General features: G+C 73.0%; 13 protein-coding genes. 8 read left to right on the top strand and 5 right to left on the bottom strand.

The window, feature by feature from the left end:
- The first annotated feature begins 149 nt into the window (after positions 1-149).
- Together LC193_RS14190 and LC193_RS14195 are read left to right on the top strand one after the other, a co-directional pair.
- Complete coding sequence (locus tag LC193_RS14190; protein WP_226074484.1) at positions 150-677, top strand: tellurite resistance TerB family protein; 528 nt, start codon at positions 150-152, stop codon at positions 675-677.
- 174 nt (positions 678-851) lie between these two features.
- Positions 852-1,292 (top strand): SgcJ/EcaC family oxidoreductase, encoded by a 441-nt coding sequence (locus tag LC193_RS14195; RefSeq protein WP_226074486.1) that lies wholly within the window; start codon positions 852-854, stop codon positions 1,290-1,292.
- A 34-nt stretch (positions 1,293-1,326) separates the two neighbouring features.
- On the opposite strand, the gene aspS is transcribed toward LC193_RS14195, so the two are convergent.
- Positions 1,327-3,096: an aspartate--tRNA ligase gene (gene aspS, locus LC193_RS14200; RefSeq protein ID WP_226074488.1), complete on the bottom strand. Its 1,770-nt coding sequence runs from the start codon at positions 3,094-3,096 to the stop codon at positions 1,327-1,329.
- A gap of 148 nt (positions 3,097-3,244) precedes the next feature.
- Between aspS and LC193_RS14205 the strand changes: the two genes are divergently transcribed.
- Positions 3,245-5,353, top strand: coding sequence for an ATP-binding SpoIIE family protein phosphatase (locus LC193_RS14205; RefSeq protein WP_226074489.1), 2,109 nt, complete (start codon positions 3,245-3,247; stop codon positions 5,351-5,353).
- Positions 5,354-5,380: 27 nt separating this feature from the next.
- Here the strand turns inward: LC193_RS14205 and LC193_RS14210 are convergent, their stop codons facing one another.
- Positions 5,381-6,343: a pirin family protein gene (locus tag LC193_RS14210; protein WP_226074490.1), complete on the bottom strand. Its 963-nt coding sequence runs from the start codon at positions 6,341-6,343 to the stop codon at positions 5,381-5,383.
- A 96-nt stretch (positions 6,344-6,439) separates the two neighbouring features.
- Complete coding sequence (locus LC193_RS14215; RefSeq protein ID WP_226074491.1) at positions 6,440-6,934, bottom strand: SseB family protein; 495 nt, start codon at positions 6,932-6,934, stop codon at positions 6,440-6,442.
- 110 nt (positions 6,935-7,044) lie between these two features.
- On the opposite strand from LC193_RS14215, the gene LC193_RS14220 reads away from it, so the two are divergent.
- The 3 genes from LC193_RS14220 (at position 7,045) to LC193_RS14230 (ending at position 11,416) form a co-directional block, all read left to right on the top strand.
- Positions 7,045-8,874 carry an acyl-CoA dehydrogenase gene (locus LC193_RS14220; protein WP_226074492.1) on the top strand — a complete coding sequence of 610 codons (1,830 nt, stop codon included), beginning with the start codon at positions 7,045-7,047 and terminating at the stop codon, positions 8,872-8,874.
- A gap of 157 nt (positions 8,875-9,031) precedes the next feature.
- Positions 9,032-10,315, top strand: a complete 1,284-nt coding sequence (locus tag LC193_RS14225; RefSeq protein WP_226074493.1) for a M18 family aminopeptidase — start codon at positions 9,032-9,034, stop codon at positions 10,313-10,315.
- 276 nt (positions 10,316-10,591) lie between these two features.
- The gene (locus tag LC193_RS14230) at positions 10,592-11,416 is read left to right on the top strand and encodes a maleylpyruvate isomerase family mycothiol-dependent enzyme (protein ID WP_226074494.1); all 825 of its coding nucleotides are present in this window, start codon (positions 10,592-10,594) and stop codon (positions 11,414-11,416) included.
- A 104-nt stretch (positions 11,417-11,520) separates the two neighbouring features.
- Here the strand turns inward: LC193_RS14230 and LC193_RS14235 are convergent, their stop codons facing one another.
- Positions 11,521-13,182, bottom strand: a complete 1,662-nt coding sequence (locus tag LC193_RS14235; protein WP_226074495.1) for a Stk1 family PASTA domain-containing Ser/Thr kinase — start codon at positions 13,180-13,182, stop codon at positions 11,521-11,523.
- Between the two features lie 231 nt (positions 13,183-13,413).
- Between LC193_RS14235 and LC193_RS14240 the strand changes: the two genes are divergently transcribed.
- Together LC193_RS14240 and LC193_RS14245 are read left to right on the top strand one after the other, a co-directional pair.
- Positions 13,414-15,057: a protein kinase domain-containing protein gene (locus tag LC193_RS14240; protein ID WP_226074497.1), complete on the top strand. Its 1,644-nt coding sequence runs from the start codon at positions 13,414-13,416 to the stop codon at positions 15,055-15,057.
- Positions 15,041-16,087 (top strand): phosphotransferase, encoded by a 1,047-nt coding sequence (locus tag LC193_RS14245; protein WP_226074499.1) that lies wholly within the window; start codon positions 15,041-15,043, stop codon positions 16,085-16,087. The genes LC193_RS14240 and LC193_RS14245 overlap by 17 nt, the downstream gene beginning before the upstream one ends.
- 75 nt (positions 16,088-16,162) lie before the next feature.
- Here the strand turns inward: LC193_RS14245 and LC193_RS14250 are convergent, their stop codons facing one another.
- On the bottom strand, positions 16,163-16,825 hold the full coding sequence (locus LC193_RS14250; RefSeq protein WP_226074501.1) for a response regulator: 663 nt from the start codon (positions 16,823-16,825) through the stop codon (positions 16,163-16,165).
- Between the last annotated feature and the right edge of the window lie 332 nt (positions 16,826-17,157).

The following is a 17,157-nucleotide window of genomic DNA, read 5'->3' on the forward strand; positions in this document are numbered from 1 at the left end:
ACACGCCGGGACACGCGCGTGAACCGTGGGGTGAACGGGGCGTGAATCCCGGCGGGCGCCCCCCATTTCCCCCGGTGATCGGGTGGAACCGGGCCGCCGACCGGATACGTTGACGGGGTACTGACTGACGACAACCGAGGTGACAGGCAATGGCCATCTGGGACCGGATCAAGGACTCGGCGAAGGGGCGGACCGGCTCCGGCGGCAGCGGGGGGAGCGGGAGCGGCGGAAGCGGCGGCGGCCAGCAGCTGGTGAGCATGTTCAAGAACCAGCTGTCCTCGATGAAGACGGAGCTCAAGAGCGGCGCCTACCGCGACGCCAGCATGGCGATGTGCGCGCTGGTCGCCGCCGCCGACGGCTCGGTCGACCACAACGAGCGGCAGCACGTGGAGTCGCTGATCGTCAGCAACGACGTCCTCCAGAACTTCCCGGCCGACTCCTTGCGGCAGCGGTTCAACAAGCACGTGGACCAGCTCGTGGGCAACTTCCAGGCCGGGCGGGCCGCGGCGCTCCAGGAGATCGCCAAGGTGCAGAAGAAGCCGATGGAGGCGCGGGCCGTCGTCCAGACCGGCATCGTGATCGCGGGCGCCGACGGCTACTTCGCGCAGGCCGAGCAGCAGGTCATCCGGGAGGTGTGCGGCGCGCTCGGGCTCTCCCCCAGCGAGTTCAACATGTGATGACGCCCGCGTGCGCCCGCGCACGCACTCCCTTACGCGCCGGGCTCGCACGACGTGCGACACGGAGCTGACGGCAGCCCCGGACAACGGAGGTAAGGGTTCCGTTGCCGGAGTCCGGGGCTGCCTTTGCCGTTTCCGATGGAGCGCTTGACCATCGGGGGCGAGGCTTGCCGCATGCGCACCTCACCTGAGCCCCAGACCGCGGCGGGCGGGCACCGCCCGCCGACCGAAGCCGAGATCCGCGCGCTGTTCGCGCGGTGGAACGACGCGCTCGCCACCGGCGACGCGGAGGTCGTGGCCGACCGCTACGCGGCCGACGCCGTCCTCGAACCCACCCAGTCCAACCGGATACGCACCGACCGCGCCGGCATAGTCGACTACTTCGAGCACTTCCTCACGCAGCGGCCGACCGGCGAGATCGACGAGTCCTACGTCGAGATCCTGGGCCGCGACGCGGCCGTCGACGGCGGCGCCTACACCTTCCACCTGACCGACCCGGCCACGGGCGAGCCCCGCGACGTGCGCGCCCGCTACACGTTCGTCTACGAACGCGACCGGCGCACCGGCACGTGGCTGATCGTCAACCACCACTCCTCGGTGATGCCGGAGGGCTGACGCCCCCCGGCCGCGCGGCGCGGACGTGCGGCGGTCAGGACGGCCGCCGCACGTTCAGGTGCAACTCCCGCAGCCGCGACTCGTCCACCGGGCTCGGCGCGCCCATCAGCAGGTCCTGCGCGTTGCCGTTGAGCGGGAAGGCGATCGTCTCGCGGATGTTCGGCTCGTCGGCGAGCAGCATCACGATGCGGTCGATGCCCGGGGCGATCCCGCCGTGCGGCGGGGCGCCGAAGCGGAACGCGCGCAGCATGCCGCCGAACTCGCGCTCGACCTCCTCGGCGCTGTACCCGGCGATGCCGAACGCCTTGATCATCACGTCGGGCTCGTGGTTCCTGATGGCGCCGGAGGACAGCTCGATGCCGTTGCACACGATGTCGTACTGCCAGGCCAGGATGTCCAGCGGGTCCTTGGTCTCCAGCGCTTCGAGGCCGCCCTGCGGCATGGAGAACGGGTTGTGCGAGAACTCGATCGCGCCGGTGTCCTCGTTCCGCTCGTACATGGGGAAGTCCACGATCCAGCAGAAGCGGAAGACGTTCTCCTCGAAGTGGCCGGCGCGCCTGGCGGCCTCGACCCGCACCGCGCCCATGATTTTGGAGACCTCGTCGAACGCGCCCGCGCCGAAGAACACGGCCGTGCCGGGACCGGCGTCCAGCCGCTCGCGCAGCGCCGCCACGTTCTCCTCGGTGAGGAACTTGGCGATGGGGCCGGTCAGCTGCCCGTCGTCACCGACCCGCACCCAGGCCAGGCCCTTGGCGCCCTGCTCCACGGCGAACTCGCCGAGCTGGTCGAAGAAGCGGCGCGGCTGCTTCGCGGTGTCGGGCACGGCGAGCGCGCGCACGTGCTGGTCCGCGAACGCCTTGAAGCCCGAGCCGGCGAAGACGTCGGAGACGTCCGTCAGCTCAAGGCGCGCGCGCAGGTCGGGCTTGTCCGAGCCGTACTTCAGCATCGCCTCGCGGTAGGGGATGCGCGGGAACGGCGAGGTGACGTGCCGTCCGCCGCCGAACTCCGTGAACAGCTCGGTCATCACGCGCTCGATGACGCCGAACACGTCCTCCTGCTCGACGAAGCTCATCTCCATGTCGAGCTGGTAGAACTCGCCGGGCGAGCGGTCGGCGCGCGCGTCCTCGTCGCGGAAGCACGGCGCGATCTGGAAGTACCGGTCGAAGCCCGCGACCATCAGCAGCTGCTTGAACTGCTGGGGCGCCTGGGGCAGCGCGTAGAAGGTGCCGGGGTGCAGCCGCGAGGGCACCAGGAAGTCGCGCGCGCCCTCGGGCGAGGTGGCCGACAGGATCGGCGTGGCCAGCTCGTTGAAGCCCTGGGCGGTCATCTTCTGCCGGATCGCGGAGATCACGGCGGAGCGCAGCATGATGTTGCGGTGCATGCGCTCGCGGCGCAGGTCGAGGAAGCGGTATTCGAGCCGGCGTTCCTCGTTGACGCCGTCCTCGCTGTTGATCGTGAACGGCACCTGGTCGGCGGCGCCGAGCACCTCGACCTCGGTCACCTCGACCTCGATCTCACCGGTGGCGAGCTCGGCGTTGACGTTGTCGGCGCCGCGGCCGACCACGCGGCCGTCGACGCGGATGACCGTCTCCTTGGCCAGGCCGCCGAGCGTGTCGTCCACGGCCTGGGCGCCCGGGGCCTCGGGGTGCACGACGAGCTGCACGATGCCGTGGTGGTCGCGCAGGTCGATGAACAGGATGCCGCCCAGGTTCCGGCGATTGTGCAGCCACCCGGACAGCCGGACGTCCTTGCCGATGTCCGCGGAGCGCAGCTCGCCGCAGGTGTGGGACCGGTACCGATGCATCGTTCATCCAAGTCGTCAGGAAGCCGTCGTCAGACGTCGCCGTTGGGTGTGCCGGACGGCATCTCAGACTACCGCCGCCCACCGTCACCACCGTCCCGGCCCACTCCTGGTGGCCGGTTCCCGGCATAACACCATAGGGTGGTGCGATATGCGCACCGAGGACGTGCTGGGCGCCGCGGAGACCGGGCTGTGGGCGTGGGACGGGGCCCGCGGCCAGGTCACCCTGGACGCGACGGCCGCCCGGCTGTTCGGCCTGCCCACCGACGAGGTGACCATCCCCGAGGCCGCGATCCGCGCCCGCCTGCCCTCCGAGGACGTGATCGAGATCCAGCGCGTGATGGCCGCCGCCGAGGCCGAGGGCCGGGTCGCGGAGCTGCGGATCAGGGTCGTCGACGGCGAGGGGAACGTGCTGCGCACCCTGCGCAGCCGGCTGCGCCCGGTCGACGAGGGGCCGGGCGCGGGGATCGCCGGCGTCACCTCGGGCGTGGTCGGCACGGTCGTGGAGGTGCCGGCGGCGCCGGGCCGCCCCTCCGCCGTGGAGTGGGACTGGCGGCGCGCGCGGGAGGCGTTCCTGCTCGACGCGGGCCAGACGCTGTCCGGCGCGAACACCACCGAGGACGTGCTGCGGGTCACCGCGTCCCTGGCGATGCCGGGCTTCTCGCCCGACGGCGTCGCGGTGTTCGTGCAGGAGGGCGACCAGGTCAAGCTGGCCGACTACCACGGCGCGGACTTCGAGGCGGTGAGCGCGAGCTTCCCCGTCCCGGTCTCCGCGAACTACCCGGCGGCCCAGGTGCTGCGCACCGGGCGCGCGGTGTACCTGGCGACCCCGGACGAGTACCGCAAGGACTTCCCCGACCTGTGGCCCCTGATCGAACGCTTCGGCCACAAGTCCTGGGCCTACCTGCCGCTCGTGGTCGCCGGGCGCACGATCGGGGTGTGGCTGGTGGCGTTCCGCGCCCCGCTCGGCTTCACCATCGAGGACAGGTCGCTGCTGTCCACGGTGGCCCGCCTGGTCGCCCAGGCCCTCTCGCGCGCCTACCTCCAGGACACCGAGCGCGAGCTGGCCGCCGACCTCCAGCACACGATGCGCCCGGGGCCCGCGCCCGGCGTGCCCGGCATGGAGCTGGCCGCCCGCTACGTGCCGGCCGGCGGCGGGCTGACGGTCGGCGGCGACTGGTACGACGTGATCCCGCTGCCCTCGGGGCGGGTGGCGCTGATCATCGGGGACGTGCAGGGGCACGACGTGCGGGCGGCGGCGGTGATGGCGCAGCTGCGGATCGTGCTGCGCGCGTACGCCTCCGAGGGCCACCGTCCGGACGCGGTGCTCGCGCGGGCCTCCCGTTTCCTGTCCACGCTGACCGCCGAGCCCGATCCGGCGTTCGGCGAGACCCGGTTCGCGACCTGCCTGTACGTGGAGGTCGACCCGCCCTCGGGCACGCTCGACGTGGCGCGCGCCGGGCACCCCGACGCGGCGATGGTCCTTGAGGACGGCACGCTGGTGACGCGGCCGAGCCCGGGCGGGCTGCCGCTCGGCGTGGTGCCGCAGGGCGACTACCCGACGACGCGCCTGGTGCTCCAGCCGGGCGAGACGCTGCTGCTGTGCACGGACGGGCTGATCGAGACCGGCAGGCACGACTTCGACTCGGGGTGGGCGCGGCTGCGCCGCGCGGTGGCGGGTCTGGGCGGCGTCGGTCTTGAGAACCTGGCGGACGGCCTGATCGAGGCGGTGCACGGGAACGCGCCGCCGCAGCCGTCGGCGCCCGGCATGGGCGGCCCGGACCTGGACGACATCGCGCTGCTCCTGCTGCGCCGCCCGCGCGGCGGGGCGCAGGGCCCGGCGTGGGCGGCGCCCGTGCGCCGGGTGGTGCTGACGATCGCGCAGGCCGAGCCGGCCAGGATCGCGCAGGCGCGCGGGCGGCTCGCGGAGCTGCTGCACGACTGGGGCGACGCGGACCGGGTGTTCGGCGCCCGGCTGATGCTGTCCGAGGTCGTGACGAACGTGCTGATGCACACCGACGGCGACGCGCTGCTGGTGGCCGAGTTGAGCGGTCCGGCAGGCGACCGGCTGCTGCGGGTGGAGGTCAGCGACCCGAGCGACGAGCCGCCGCACCCGAGGGAGCCGGGCGAACTGGCCTCGTCGGGGCGGGGGTTGATGCTGATGGAGTCGCTTGCCGACGCCTGGGGCTACGCGCCGCGCGGCGCGGGCAAGACGACGTGGTTCGAGCTGCACGAGGAGCCGCCCGAGCCGCCGGCCTGAGCCCGGCGGCCCGGGAGGGCGCGCGGGTCAGTCCTCCGCGCGCGCGGCGGGGACGCGGCCCAGCCGGCCGGCCTGGAAGTCGTCGAACGCCTGGGCCAGTTCGGCGTGGGTGTTCATCACGAACGGGCCGTAGTGCGCGAACGGCTCCCGGATCGGTAGGCCGCCGAGGAGCACCACGTCGAGCGCGGGGGTGCGCGCGTCCTGCGCGGCGGCGGCGCGGACGGTGACGGTGTCGCCCGAGCCGAAGACGATCGCCTGGCCCATCTCGACGGGCCTGCCGTCCTGACCCGCGCTGCCGCGGCCGGCGAGCACGTAGCCGAGGGCGTTGAAGTCGGGCCGCCAGGGCAGCGTGACCTCGGCGCCGGGGGCGAGCGTGGCGTGCACGAGGGTGATCGGGGTGTGGGTGACGCCGGGACCCCGGTGCCCGTCGAGCTCCCCGGCGATCAGGCGCAGCACCGCGCCGCCGTCGCCCGAGGTCAGCAGCCGCACGTTGCCGCCGCCGATGTCCTGGTAGCGCGGCGTGGTCATCTTGTCCTTGGCCGGGAGGTTGACCCACAGCTGTATGCCGTGGAACAGGCCGCCGGCGAGCACCATTTCCTCCGGTGGCGCCTCGATGTGCAGCAGTCCGGAGCCCGCCGTCATCCACTGGGTGTCGCCGCCGTTGATGACGCCGCCGCCGCCCTCGGAGTCCTGGTGCACGAACGTGCCGTCGATCAGGTAGGTGACGGTCTCGAAGCCCCGGTGCGGATGCCACGGGGTCCCCTTCGGCTCGCCCGCCGCGTATTCGACCTCGCCCATCTGGTCCATGAGGATGAACGGGTCGAGCCTGCGGTGGCTGATGCCGGCGAACGCGCGGCGCACGGGGAAGCCCTCGCCCTCGAAGCCGGCCGGGGCGGTGGCCACCGCCTGGACGGGCCGCGGGCGGGCCTGCGGCGGGGGCGTGGTGACGCGGGGCAGGGTGAGCGGGTTCTCCACGGTGACCGCGGGCATGGCAACCTCCTGGGCGTGTCTGCCGTCGGAACACCATCAGAATAGTTGAACAGTAAACTTCTGTCGAGACGTCACGGCCCCGGAAGCCGCAGAGGCTCAGCCGTAGAGGCGGCGCATCGTGTAGTCGACCATCTCCTCGACGGACTTCGCGTCGAGCACCAGGCGGTGCTCGCCCTCCATGTCGAGGGCGAAGCCGTAGCCGCCGGGCAGCAGGTCGAGCACCTCGCCCCCGGTGACGGTGAAGTAGCGCGACTCCTTGCCCGCGTAGCGGCGCAGCTCCTTCAGCGAGGTGAACAGCGGGATCACCGGCTGCCGCGTGTTGTGCAGCGCGAGGAATCCGGGGTTCTCGCCGCGCGGGCAGTAGATCTTGGCGCTGAGGAAGATGTCGTGGAACTCCTCGCTCGACATCGCGCCAGAGGTGTACGCCCGCAGCGCGTCCACCAGCGAGGGAGGCGCGGGCGCCGCCGCCGCGGGGGCCGACGACTGCTGTTCGGGGTACAGCTGCTGGCCGCCGTACCCGGCGGCGGCGGGGGGCTGCTGCACCCCGTAGGGCTGCTGGCCGGCGTAGCCCGGCTGGTCGTAGCCGTACATGTGAGAAAGAGTACGGGCCGCTTCGGCGGGCGTTCCGCTTGCTTCTTATTACCGATGGGTAGCATCATGGATGCTACTACCCGGTACACGCCAGCAACGGAGTCGCCGCCATGGGGCACTACACGTCGAATCTCCGAGACATCGAGTTCAACCTGTTCGAGGTCCTTGGCCGCGACGCGGTGTACGGGACGGGTCCGTTCGAGGAGACCGACCCCGAGACCGCGCGGAGCATGCTCGCCGAGATCACCCGCCTCGCCGAGAACGAACTGGCCGCCTCCTACGAGGACGCCGACCGCAACCCGCCGGTCTTCGACCCCGCGACCCACACCGCGCCGCTGCCGGAGTCGTTCAAGCGCAGCTACCACGCCTACATGGACGCCGAGTGGTGGCGCATGAGCATCGGCGAGGAGCTGGGCGGCCTCACCGCCCCCCGCTCGCTGGTGTGGGCCGCGGGCGAGAACGTGCTGGGCGCCAACCCGGCGATCTGGATGTACGCCTCGGGCCCGACGTTCGGCCGCGTCCTGTACGACGAGGCCACCGAGGAGCAGAAGAAGATCGCCCAGCTGATGGTGGACCGCCGCTGGGGCTCCACGATGGTGCTCACCGAGCCCGACGCGGGCTCCGACGTCGGCGCCGGCCGGGCCAAGGCCGTGCGGCAGGACGACGGCTCCTGGCACATCGAGGGCGTCAAGCGCTTCATCACCTCGGGTGAGCACGACCTCAGCGAGAACATCGTCCACTTCGTGCTCGCCAGGCCCGAGGGCCACGGCCCCGGCACCAAGGGCCTGTCGCTGTTCATCGTGCCCAAGTACGACTTCGACTGGGACACCGGCGAACTGGGGGCGCGCAACGGCGTGTACGCCACCAACGTCGAGCACAAGATGGGCCTGAAGGTCTCCAACACCTGCGAGATGACGTTCGGCGCCCACGGCACCCCGGCCAAGGGCTGGCTGCTGGGCGAGAAGCACGACGGCATCCGCCAGATGTTCAAGATCATCGAGTTCGCGCGCATGATGGTCGGCACGAAGGCCATCGCGACCCTCTCCACGGGCTACCTCAACGCCCTGGCCTACGCCAAGGAGCGCGTGCAGGGCCCCGACCTGACGCAGTTCGCGGACAAGACCGCGCCGCGCGTCACCATCACGCACCACCCCGACGTGCGCCGTTCGCTCATGACGCAGAAGGCGTACGCCGAGGGCATGCGCGCCCTGATGCTGTACACCGCGAGCGTCCAGGACGACATCCTGGTCAAGCAGGCCGCGGGCGAGGACGCGTCGGCCGACGAGGCGCTCAACGACCTGCTGCTGCCCATCGTCAAGGGCTACGGCTCCGAGCGGTCCTACGCGCAGCTCGCCGAGTCCCTCCAGACCCTGGGCGGCTCCGGCTACCTCCAGGACTACCCGATCGAGCAGTACATCAGGGACGCCAAGATCGACACCCTGTACGAGGGCACCACCGCCATCCAGGGCCAGGACTTCTTCTTCCGCAAGATCGTCCGCAACCAGGGCGTCGCGCTGTCCGCGCTCGCCGAGGAGATCAGGAAGTTCCTCGCCGAGGACTCCGGCGGCCAGGAGCTGACCGCGGCCCGCGAGCTGCTCGGCCGCGCCGTGGGCGACCTGGAGGCCACCGTCGGCGTGCTGCTGACGGACCTCGCCGCCACCGAGAAGGACGTCCGCTCGCTCTACAAGGTCGGCCTGAACACCACGTCGTTCCTCATGGCCGCGGGCGACGTCGTCGTCGGCTACCTGCTGCTGCGCGGCGCCGCCGTGGCCGCCGCGAAGCTGCCCGAGGCGACCGGGCGCGACGCCGCGTTCTACGCCGGCAAGATCGCCGCCGCCCGGCACTTCGCCGCCACCGTCCTGCCCGGCGTCGCCGTGGTCAGGGCGACGGCGGAGACCACCGACCTGTCCCTGATGGACCTGGACGAGTCGGCGTTCTGACCGGCGGGCCCGGCGCGCGGGGAAGCCGCCCGCCGCCGGGCCGCCCGGCGCCCGCGGGCGCCCCCGAGGCCGGGCCCGGCGCGTACCCCCCGCGCGCCGGGCCCTTCCCCCGGCACGGCCGTGCCGCGCACCGGACGCGGGTTCGTATGCTGCTGTCATGACTGCACCGTTCGACCACGCCCACACCGACGACCTCATGGGCTTCCTCGCCGCGTCGCCGTCCCCGTACCACGCGGTGGCGAGTGCCGTGGAGCGCCTGGAGAAGTCGGGGTTCCGGCGGGTCGAGGAGACCGCGGCCTGGGACGGCGCGCCCGGCGGCCGTTACGTGCAGCGCGGCGGGGCGCTCATCGCGTGGTTCGTGCCCGAGTCCGCGGGGCCCGCGACGGGCTTCCGCATCATCGGGGCGCACACCGACTCCCCGAACCTGCGCGTCAAGCCGGTGCCCGACACCGGCCGCGCCGGCTGGAAGCAGATCGCCGTCGAGATCTACGGCGGCACGCTGCTCAACACGTGGCTCGACCGCGACCTCGGCCTCTCGGGACGGCTGACGCTGCGCGGCGGCGGCAGCACGCTCGTGAACGCCGACCGGCCGCTGCTGCGCGTCCCGCAGCTGGCCGTCCACCTCGACCGCGGCGTGAACGACGGGCTCAAGCTCGACCGGCAGCAGCACATGACGCCGCTGTGGGGCCTCGGCGCCCCGCGCGAGGGCGAGTTGATCGAGTTCCTCGCCGCCGAGGCGGGCGTCGCGCCGGGCGACGTCCTCGGCTTCGACCTCATGGCCCACAGCGTGGAGCCGCCCGCCTACCTCGGCCGCGACCGCGAGCTGATGGCCGGGCCCCGCCTGGACAACCTGCTCTCCGTGCACGCCGCGACCGCCGCGCTCATCGCCGCCGCGGCGGCCGGCGACCTGGACCACATCCCGGTGCTCGCCGCGTTCGACCACGAGGAGAACGGCAGCACCTCCGACACCGGCGCCCAGGGCCCGCTGCTCGGCCGGGTGCTGAAGCGGTCGGTCGCCGCGCGCGGCGGCGGCTACGACGACCGCGCCCGCGCGTTCGCCCGGTCGTTCTGCCTGTCCTCCGACACCGGCCACGCCGTGCACCCCAACTACCCCGAGCGGCACGACCCGACGCACCACCCGCGCGCCGGGGGCGGCCCCATCCTCAAGACCAACGTCAACCAGCGCTACGCCACCGACGGCGAGGGGCGGGCCGAGTTCGTCGCCGCGTGCGAGCGCGCGGGCGTGCCGTGGCAGCCGTTCGTATCCAACAACTCCGTGCCCTGCGGCACCACGATCGGCCCGCTCACGGCCGCGCGGCACGGCATCGCCACCGTCGACGTCGGCGTCGCGATCCTGTCCATGCACTCCGCGCGCGAACTGTGCGCCGCCGTCGACCCGTTCCTCCTGGCCAACGCGATGGCCGCGTTCCTGCGCCCCTGACCGGCCGCCGGCCGGCGCGCTCCTGGGACCCGGCCGGCCCCCCGGCCGTCGCGGCCCTGACGACGGCTCGTCACCGAGTCGTGAAACACGCCCGTCATCGTGGTGTTCACGGGGCCGGGCGGCACCGCACTGCACTGCGGTCCGCCCGGTCCCGCAAGTGGCTCCCCCCTGCGCCCGCCCCCTAGGATTCGTCTCCGAGAAGCATTCACCGGCCACGCCGACGCGGCGTACCGTGTGAGCACACCCGACCAGCGACGAACCGCCACGAGGGGTCCCGTGACCGTGCACCCGAGCCTTCAGCCGTCCATCGACGCCTGGACACAATCCATCGAGGCGATATCCGAACTGGCTTCGTCACTGGTGGACGGCGAGTGGAACCGGGCCACCGAGTGCCCCGGCTGGTCGGTGCGCGACGTCGTGTCGCACGTGATCGGCGGCGAGTGCGAGGCGCTGGGCGACCCGCGCCCCATCCACACCCTGCCGCGCGACCTCTACCACGTGACCGACGAGACCACGCGGTACATGGAGGTGCAGGTCGACGTCAGGCGGCACCACACGGGCCCGGAGATGACCAGCGAGCTGGAGTACACCATCATCCGCAGGTCGCGCCAGCTGCGGAACGAGCGCCGCAAGCCCGAGGACATCGTCTCGCACCCGCTGCACGGCAAGATGCCGCTCCAGGACTTCCTCGACTGGCGGGTGTTCGACGTGTGGACGCACGAGCAGGACCTGCGCCGCGCGCTGCGCCGCCCGGGGAACCTCGACACCGCCGCCGCGCACGTCGCCCGCGACGTGCTGCTCGGCCGGCTGCCCAAGGTGATCGCCGAGGACGCGGGCGCGCCGAAGAAGTCCGCGGTGGTCTTCGACGTGGGCGGCCCGGTGGAGTTCCTGCGCACCGTGCGCGTCGACGAGCACGGCAACGGCACGGTGGACAGCAGCCCCTCGCTCGGACCGATCGTGACGTTCACGACGGACTGGGAGACGTTCGTGCGGCTCACCAGCGGCCGGGTGCGCGCCAAGAAGGTCGCGGACAAGCTGAGGATCGAGGGCGACACGGACCTCGCCGAGCGCATCGTCAACGGGTTCGCGCCGACGCACTGAACCGTCCGCGCACGCCGCACGCTCCGGCCGCGGCCACCGCACGGCGCGGGGCGCCGAGGACGCCGCCCACCCGCCGGCCGCCCGCCGACCGGTCCGGCCCCGGCTCAGCTCACGCGCTCGTTGCCGGTGGACACGGTCAGCTCGAACTCGTCCTCCTCCGGGTCGTACGGCTCGCCGGGCGCGGGGTTCTGGCGCAGCACCATGCCCTCGCCCTTGATGACCTCGTCCTCGTAGTGCAGTTCCTCGTCGTAGGACCAGCCCGCCGCGCGCAGGCACGCCTTGACCGAGTCGATGTGGAAGTCGTAGAAGTCGGGGGCGGTCAGCGCGCCGGGATGCTCCTCCTGGTCGTAGTGGTTCGCCGCGCTCACGCACGCCGACGGCTGGATGGCCTGCTCCGGGTCGCCCGGCGTGTACCGGCGCTCGCGTTCCGTGGGTTCCTGGGAGACCTCGGCCCCTTCCGCGTCCCCGCCCTGGCCCGTGCTCCCGCCGCTGCCGCCCGCCTGGTCCTCGCCGCCGCCGTCGTCCCCGCCGTTCATCAGTGCCAGCACGGCGACCGCCGCGACCAGCGCGGTCGCCACCACGGCCGCCGTGGCCACCAGCCACGAGCCGCCGCGGCGCCCGTCCCCGCCGCCCGAGGTGAGCCGCGTCTCGGGAACGGCGCCCGTCGCGCCGTGCGGCGCGCCGCCGTAGGGGGGCGCGGCGTTCTGCGCCGGGTGCGGGTAGCCGTAGCCGCCCGGGGGCGGCTGCGCCGGCGCGTAGGGGGTGGCGTAGCCGCCGGGCGGCGGCGTCGGGCTGCCGAACTGCGGGAACACCGCGTTCGACACGGCGGCCCCGCTGTTGGACGGGGCCTGCGCGCCCGGCACGATGCTCGGGGCCGCGCCGGTGAGGGCGCCGGCCACGCGCCGGCACTCGTCGGCGAACACCTGGGCCGAGGGGAAGCGGTCGTTCGGGTTCTTCTGGAGGGCGCGCGCCACGAGCGCGTCGACGGCCGGGGGCACCGAGGCGTTGATGGTGGACGGCGCCTGCGGCTCCTCCTGCACATGCGCGTAGGCGATGGCGAGCGCGGACTCCGCGTCGAACACCAGCCGCCCGGTGAGCAGTTCGAAGAGCATGACGCCCACCGAGTACAGGTCGGACCTGGCGTCCACGCCGCGGCCGAGCGCCTGTTCCGGCGAGAGGTAGTGCGGGGTCCCGACCACCATGCCGGTCTGCGTCATCGCGGCGACCCCGGACTGCATGGCCCGCGCGATGCCGAAGTCCATGACCTTCACCACATCGCGGCGGGTCAGCATGACGTTCCCCGGCTTGATGTCCCGGTGCACCAGCTCCATCTCGTGGCTGATGTCGAGCGCGGCCAGCACGTCCGCGGTGATGCGCAGGGCCTTGTCGGCCGGCATCGCGCCGTACCGCTCGACGTCCCGCTCCAGCTCGGCGCCGAGCGAACGGCCCTCGACGTACTCCATGACGATGTAGGGCACCAGCGCCCCGTCGATCCGGTCCTCGCCGGTGTCGTACACGGAGACGATGTTGGTGTGGGTGAGCTTCGCGACGGACTGCGCCTCGCGTTTGAAGCGCTCGCGGAAGGCGTCCTCACGTGCGAGTTCCGCGTGCATCGTCTTGATCGCGACCCGCCGCTCCAGGACCGTGTCCCAGGCCAGATGCACGGACGCCATGCCGCCCCTGCCGACGACGTCCAACAGCTGGTAGCGGCCGCCCCCCACGGAGGGCCCTCTATGGTTTCCCGGCGGCCTGGCGTGGTCACTCATCTGGTCGTTCCCCCTTGGCGGATTCGCTCCCCCGCACCGGCAGGGCGCGGAGTCCTCCGCCGCGCATAATACGGACTGCTCCTGCGGTCCAAGTCTGCCTCAGCCCCGGGGCGCTCCCAAGGCGCGCCGGGCCCGTTGCCCCGTCCCCGGCCGCCCCGGAGCCAACTTGTCAGCGCGGCCCCCGAGCGGGTTTGATGGCCGCGAGAACCTGGCTTACCACGGTGAGGGCTGATGGCACACGAGCAAGGCGCTGCGGGCTCAGGCGAGGACGAGCCCGGAGCGGCCGGCAGCGACGTGCCCGACTCCCCGGAGTCGTGGGGCGACAACGGGCTGGTCGGCGACGGGCGTTACCGGCTGACGTACCGCCTGGGCCGGGGCGGCATGGCGGAGGTGTTCGCCGCCGAGGACGTCAGGCTCGGCCGGCCCGTCGCCGTCAAGCTGCTGCGCTCCGACCTGGCGCAGGACCCGGTGTCCAAGGCCCGCTTCACGCGCGAGGCCCAGTCCGTCGCGGGGCTCAACCACCACGCCGTCGTCGCCGTCTACGACTCGGGCGAGGAGACCGTCGGCCGCCACGTGGTGCCCTACATCGTGATGGAGGTCGTGCACGGCCAGACCATCAGGGAACTCCTGATGAGCGCCGAGGGCCCGCCCGTCGAGCAGTCGCTCGTCATCGTCTCCGGCGTGCTCGAAGCCCTGGCCTACAGCCACCACCACGGGATCGTCCACCGCGACATCAAGCCGGCCAACGTCATCATCACCGAGTCCGGCGCCGTCAAGGTGATGGACTTCGGCATCGCCCGCGCGCTGCACGGCGCGGCGCAGACCATGACGCAGACCGGCATGGTCATGGGCACCCCGCAGTACCTGTCCCCCGAGCAGGCGCTCGGCAAGGCCATCGACACCCGCTCCGACCTGTACGCGGTCGGCTGCCTGCTGTACGAGCTGCTGACGCTGCGCCCGCCGTTCATCGGCGAGAGCCCGCTCGCGGTGGTCTACCAGCACGTCCAGGACATGCCCAAACTGCCGTCCGAGGTGTCCTCCAACGCGCCGCCGGAGCTGGACGGCCTGGTGATGCGTTCGCTGGCCAAGGAGCCCGAGGACCGCTTCCAGTCCGCCGAGGAGATGCGCGGCCTGGTGCAGTACGCGCTGCGCATGCTCCAGGAGCACGGCGGGCACACCGGCGGCCTGTGGAACACGGGGTCCGTCACCGGCGGGGCCACCCCGCCGATGGGCACGCCGGCCGCCCCGGCGCGGGCCGCCCACGCGGACACGCCGACCAGCCAGTACGCGGCGCCGCTGCTCATGGGCAACCAGGGCGGCGCGGGCGACGGCGACACCCCGGCCGGGTCCGGTGGGAACGGGCGGCGCGGCCGGATGATCCTCGTCGCGCTGCTCGCCGTCGTGGCCATCGGCACGGGCGTGCTCGTGGCGGCCAACCTCGGCGGCGACGACACCGCGGACAACCCGCCGGCGCCGACGCCGACCGCCGAGACGACCGGGCCCACCGAGGAGGAGTCGGAGCCGGAGGCCCCGCCGGAGACCGAGGACGACGTCGAGGACGCGCCGGATAACGACTACGACCCGCCGCAGTACGAGAACGACGACGATGACTGGTCGCGGCCCGACACCGGCGGCCGGCCGCCCGGCTCGGGGGAGGGCGAGCCGACCCAGGAGGAGACGGTCGATCCCACGCCGCCCGACGAGACGGTCGAGCCCACGCAGCCCGTCGACCCCACTCCGCCCCCGACCGGCGACCCCGGGGACCCCGGTGACGGCGGCGGCGACGGCGATGAGGACGACGGCGGGACGAACACCGGAGCGCCGGGCGGCGGCGGCGAGGAGCCGCCGACGGGGCCAGGTGTCGGCGGTCCCTGACCGCGCGGCGGGGCTCTCCGGACGCACCCTGGCGGCGCTGCTGCGCCGGTACGACGCGGGGGAGCCCGTCGCCTGCGAACGGGTCGCGGAGGGGCTGCTGAACCACGGCTACCGGCTGGCGACCACGCGCGGCGTGTTCTTCCTGAAGCACCACATCGGCGGCGACCCGCAGACGGTGACGCCGCTGGCCGGCCGGCACCGCGCGACGGCCGCGCTCGCCCGGCTCGGCCTGCCCGCGGTGCCGCCGGTGCCCGCGCGGGACGGGCGGACGGTCGCGGTGCTGCGCGGCCGGGCCTACGCGCTGCACCCGTGGGTGGAGGGCAGGCACCGGCACGGCAGGCAGCTCGACGGCGGCGAGAGCCGGCGGCTCGGCGCGCTGCTCGGCCGGGTCCACGGGGCGCTCGAAGGCGTGATAAGGCGCTCGCCGCCGAGGCGCCCGCCGGAGCGCGAGGCGGCGCGCACGGCCGACACGCAGGCGCTGATCGATCAGCTGCTCCGCCGGGTGCGCTCGCGCGCCCGCAGGACCGCGTTCGACGAGCTGGCCGAGTACCGCCTGCTGGAGCGGCGGGTGCTGCTGCGCGCGCACGCGCACCTGCGGCCCGGGGCGCGGGAGATACCCGCCGAGGGGTGGGTGCACGGGGACTTCCACCCGCTGAACCTGCTGTACCGGGCCGAGCCGCCGGTGGAGCCGGTCGCGATCGTGGACTGGGACCGGCTGGCGGTGCGCCCGCGCGCCGAGGAGGCGGTCAGGGCGGCGGCGATCTTCTACCTCTGCCCGGACGGCCGCCTCGAACTGCCGAAGATCCGCGCCTACGCCCGCGCCTACCGGGCGGCCGTGGGGGCGTCATCCGCGGAGCTGGCCGCCGCCGTGCACCGGGTGTGGTGGGAGCGGCTGAACGACTTCTGGATGCTGCGCTGGCACTACGAACGGGCCGACCGCAGGCCCGATCCGCAGTTCCCCGCCGCCGGGGCCCTGGTGGTGTGGTGGACGCGGAACGCGGCGGCGGTGCGGGACGCGTTCTGCGACTGAGGCCGGGCCCGCGCCGGCGGAACGGCAGGGGCGCGCCGGGACGGGAGTGGCGCGGGCGCGCGCGGGCGCGCGCGGCTACCGGCCGCGTTCCGCCTGGCGCCTGGCGACGTAGGCCGCGGCCTGGGAGCGCCGTTCCATGCCGAGCTTGGCCAGCAGACTGGACACGTAGTTCTTGATCGTCTTCTCGGCGAGGTTGAGCTCCTGGCCGATCGCGCGGTTGGTCAGCCCGTCCCCGATGAGGCCGAGGATGCGCCGCTCCTGGTCCGTCAGCCGTTCGAGCCGGTCGTCGCCGTCCGCCGTGTCGCCGCCGCGCAGCCGGTCGAGGACGCGCCGGGTGGCCTCGGGGTCGAGCAGCGACCTGCCCGCGGCCACGTCCCGGACGGCGGTCAGCAGCTCGGTGCCGCGGATGGCCTTGAGCACGTATCCCGAGGCGCCCGCCATGATCGCGTCGAACAGCGCCTCGTCGTCCGCGTAGGACGTGAGCATCAGACAGCTGATCGACTCATCCCTCGAACGAATTTCCCGGCAGACCTCGACGCCACTGCCGTCCGGCAGCCGCACGTCGAGCACGGCGACGTCAGGACGCGCGGCGGGGATGCGGGCCAGCGCGTCGGCGGCGGTGCCCGCCTCGCCCACGACCTCGATGTCCGGCTCCATCGCGAGCAGCTCGTGCACGCCGCGCCGCACCACCTCGTGATCGTCGAGGAGGAATACGGTGACTTTTCCGTCTTCGCCCACCTGCTCAGTGTCACACAGTCACCGGCCACCCGCTCCGCTCCGCACTCTTCCGGACGCCCGCGCACCCGGGTTAACGTGCAAGTGTCCCGGCGCCCTGCGAGGCTGGGAGCCGTACTGTTCCCCCAGCTGCCGCCAGATACTTGGAAATCCAGGTAAATCCGCAGGTCAGACCCCCTTTTCACAGCTTGTGGCGGCACTGGATACCGTGCTCTGATGGGGCCCGCGGAACGGGACGGGAACGCGACACAGGACCGCTCGGTTCCGTCCGCGCCGCACACACCCCCGTGCGCCGTACGGGACCGGGTCAGCCGCACTGGCCGCCCGGTGGACCC

The organism is Streptomyces marincola, from assembly GCF_020410765.1.
GTDB classification, from domain to species: Bacteria; Actinomycetota; Actinomycetes; order Streptomycetales; family Streptomycetaceae; genus Streptomyces; species Streptomyces marincola.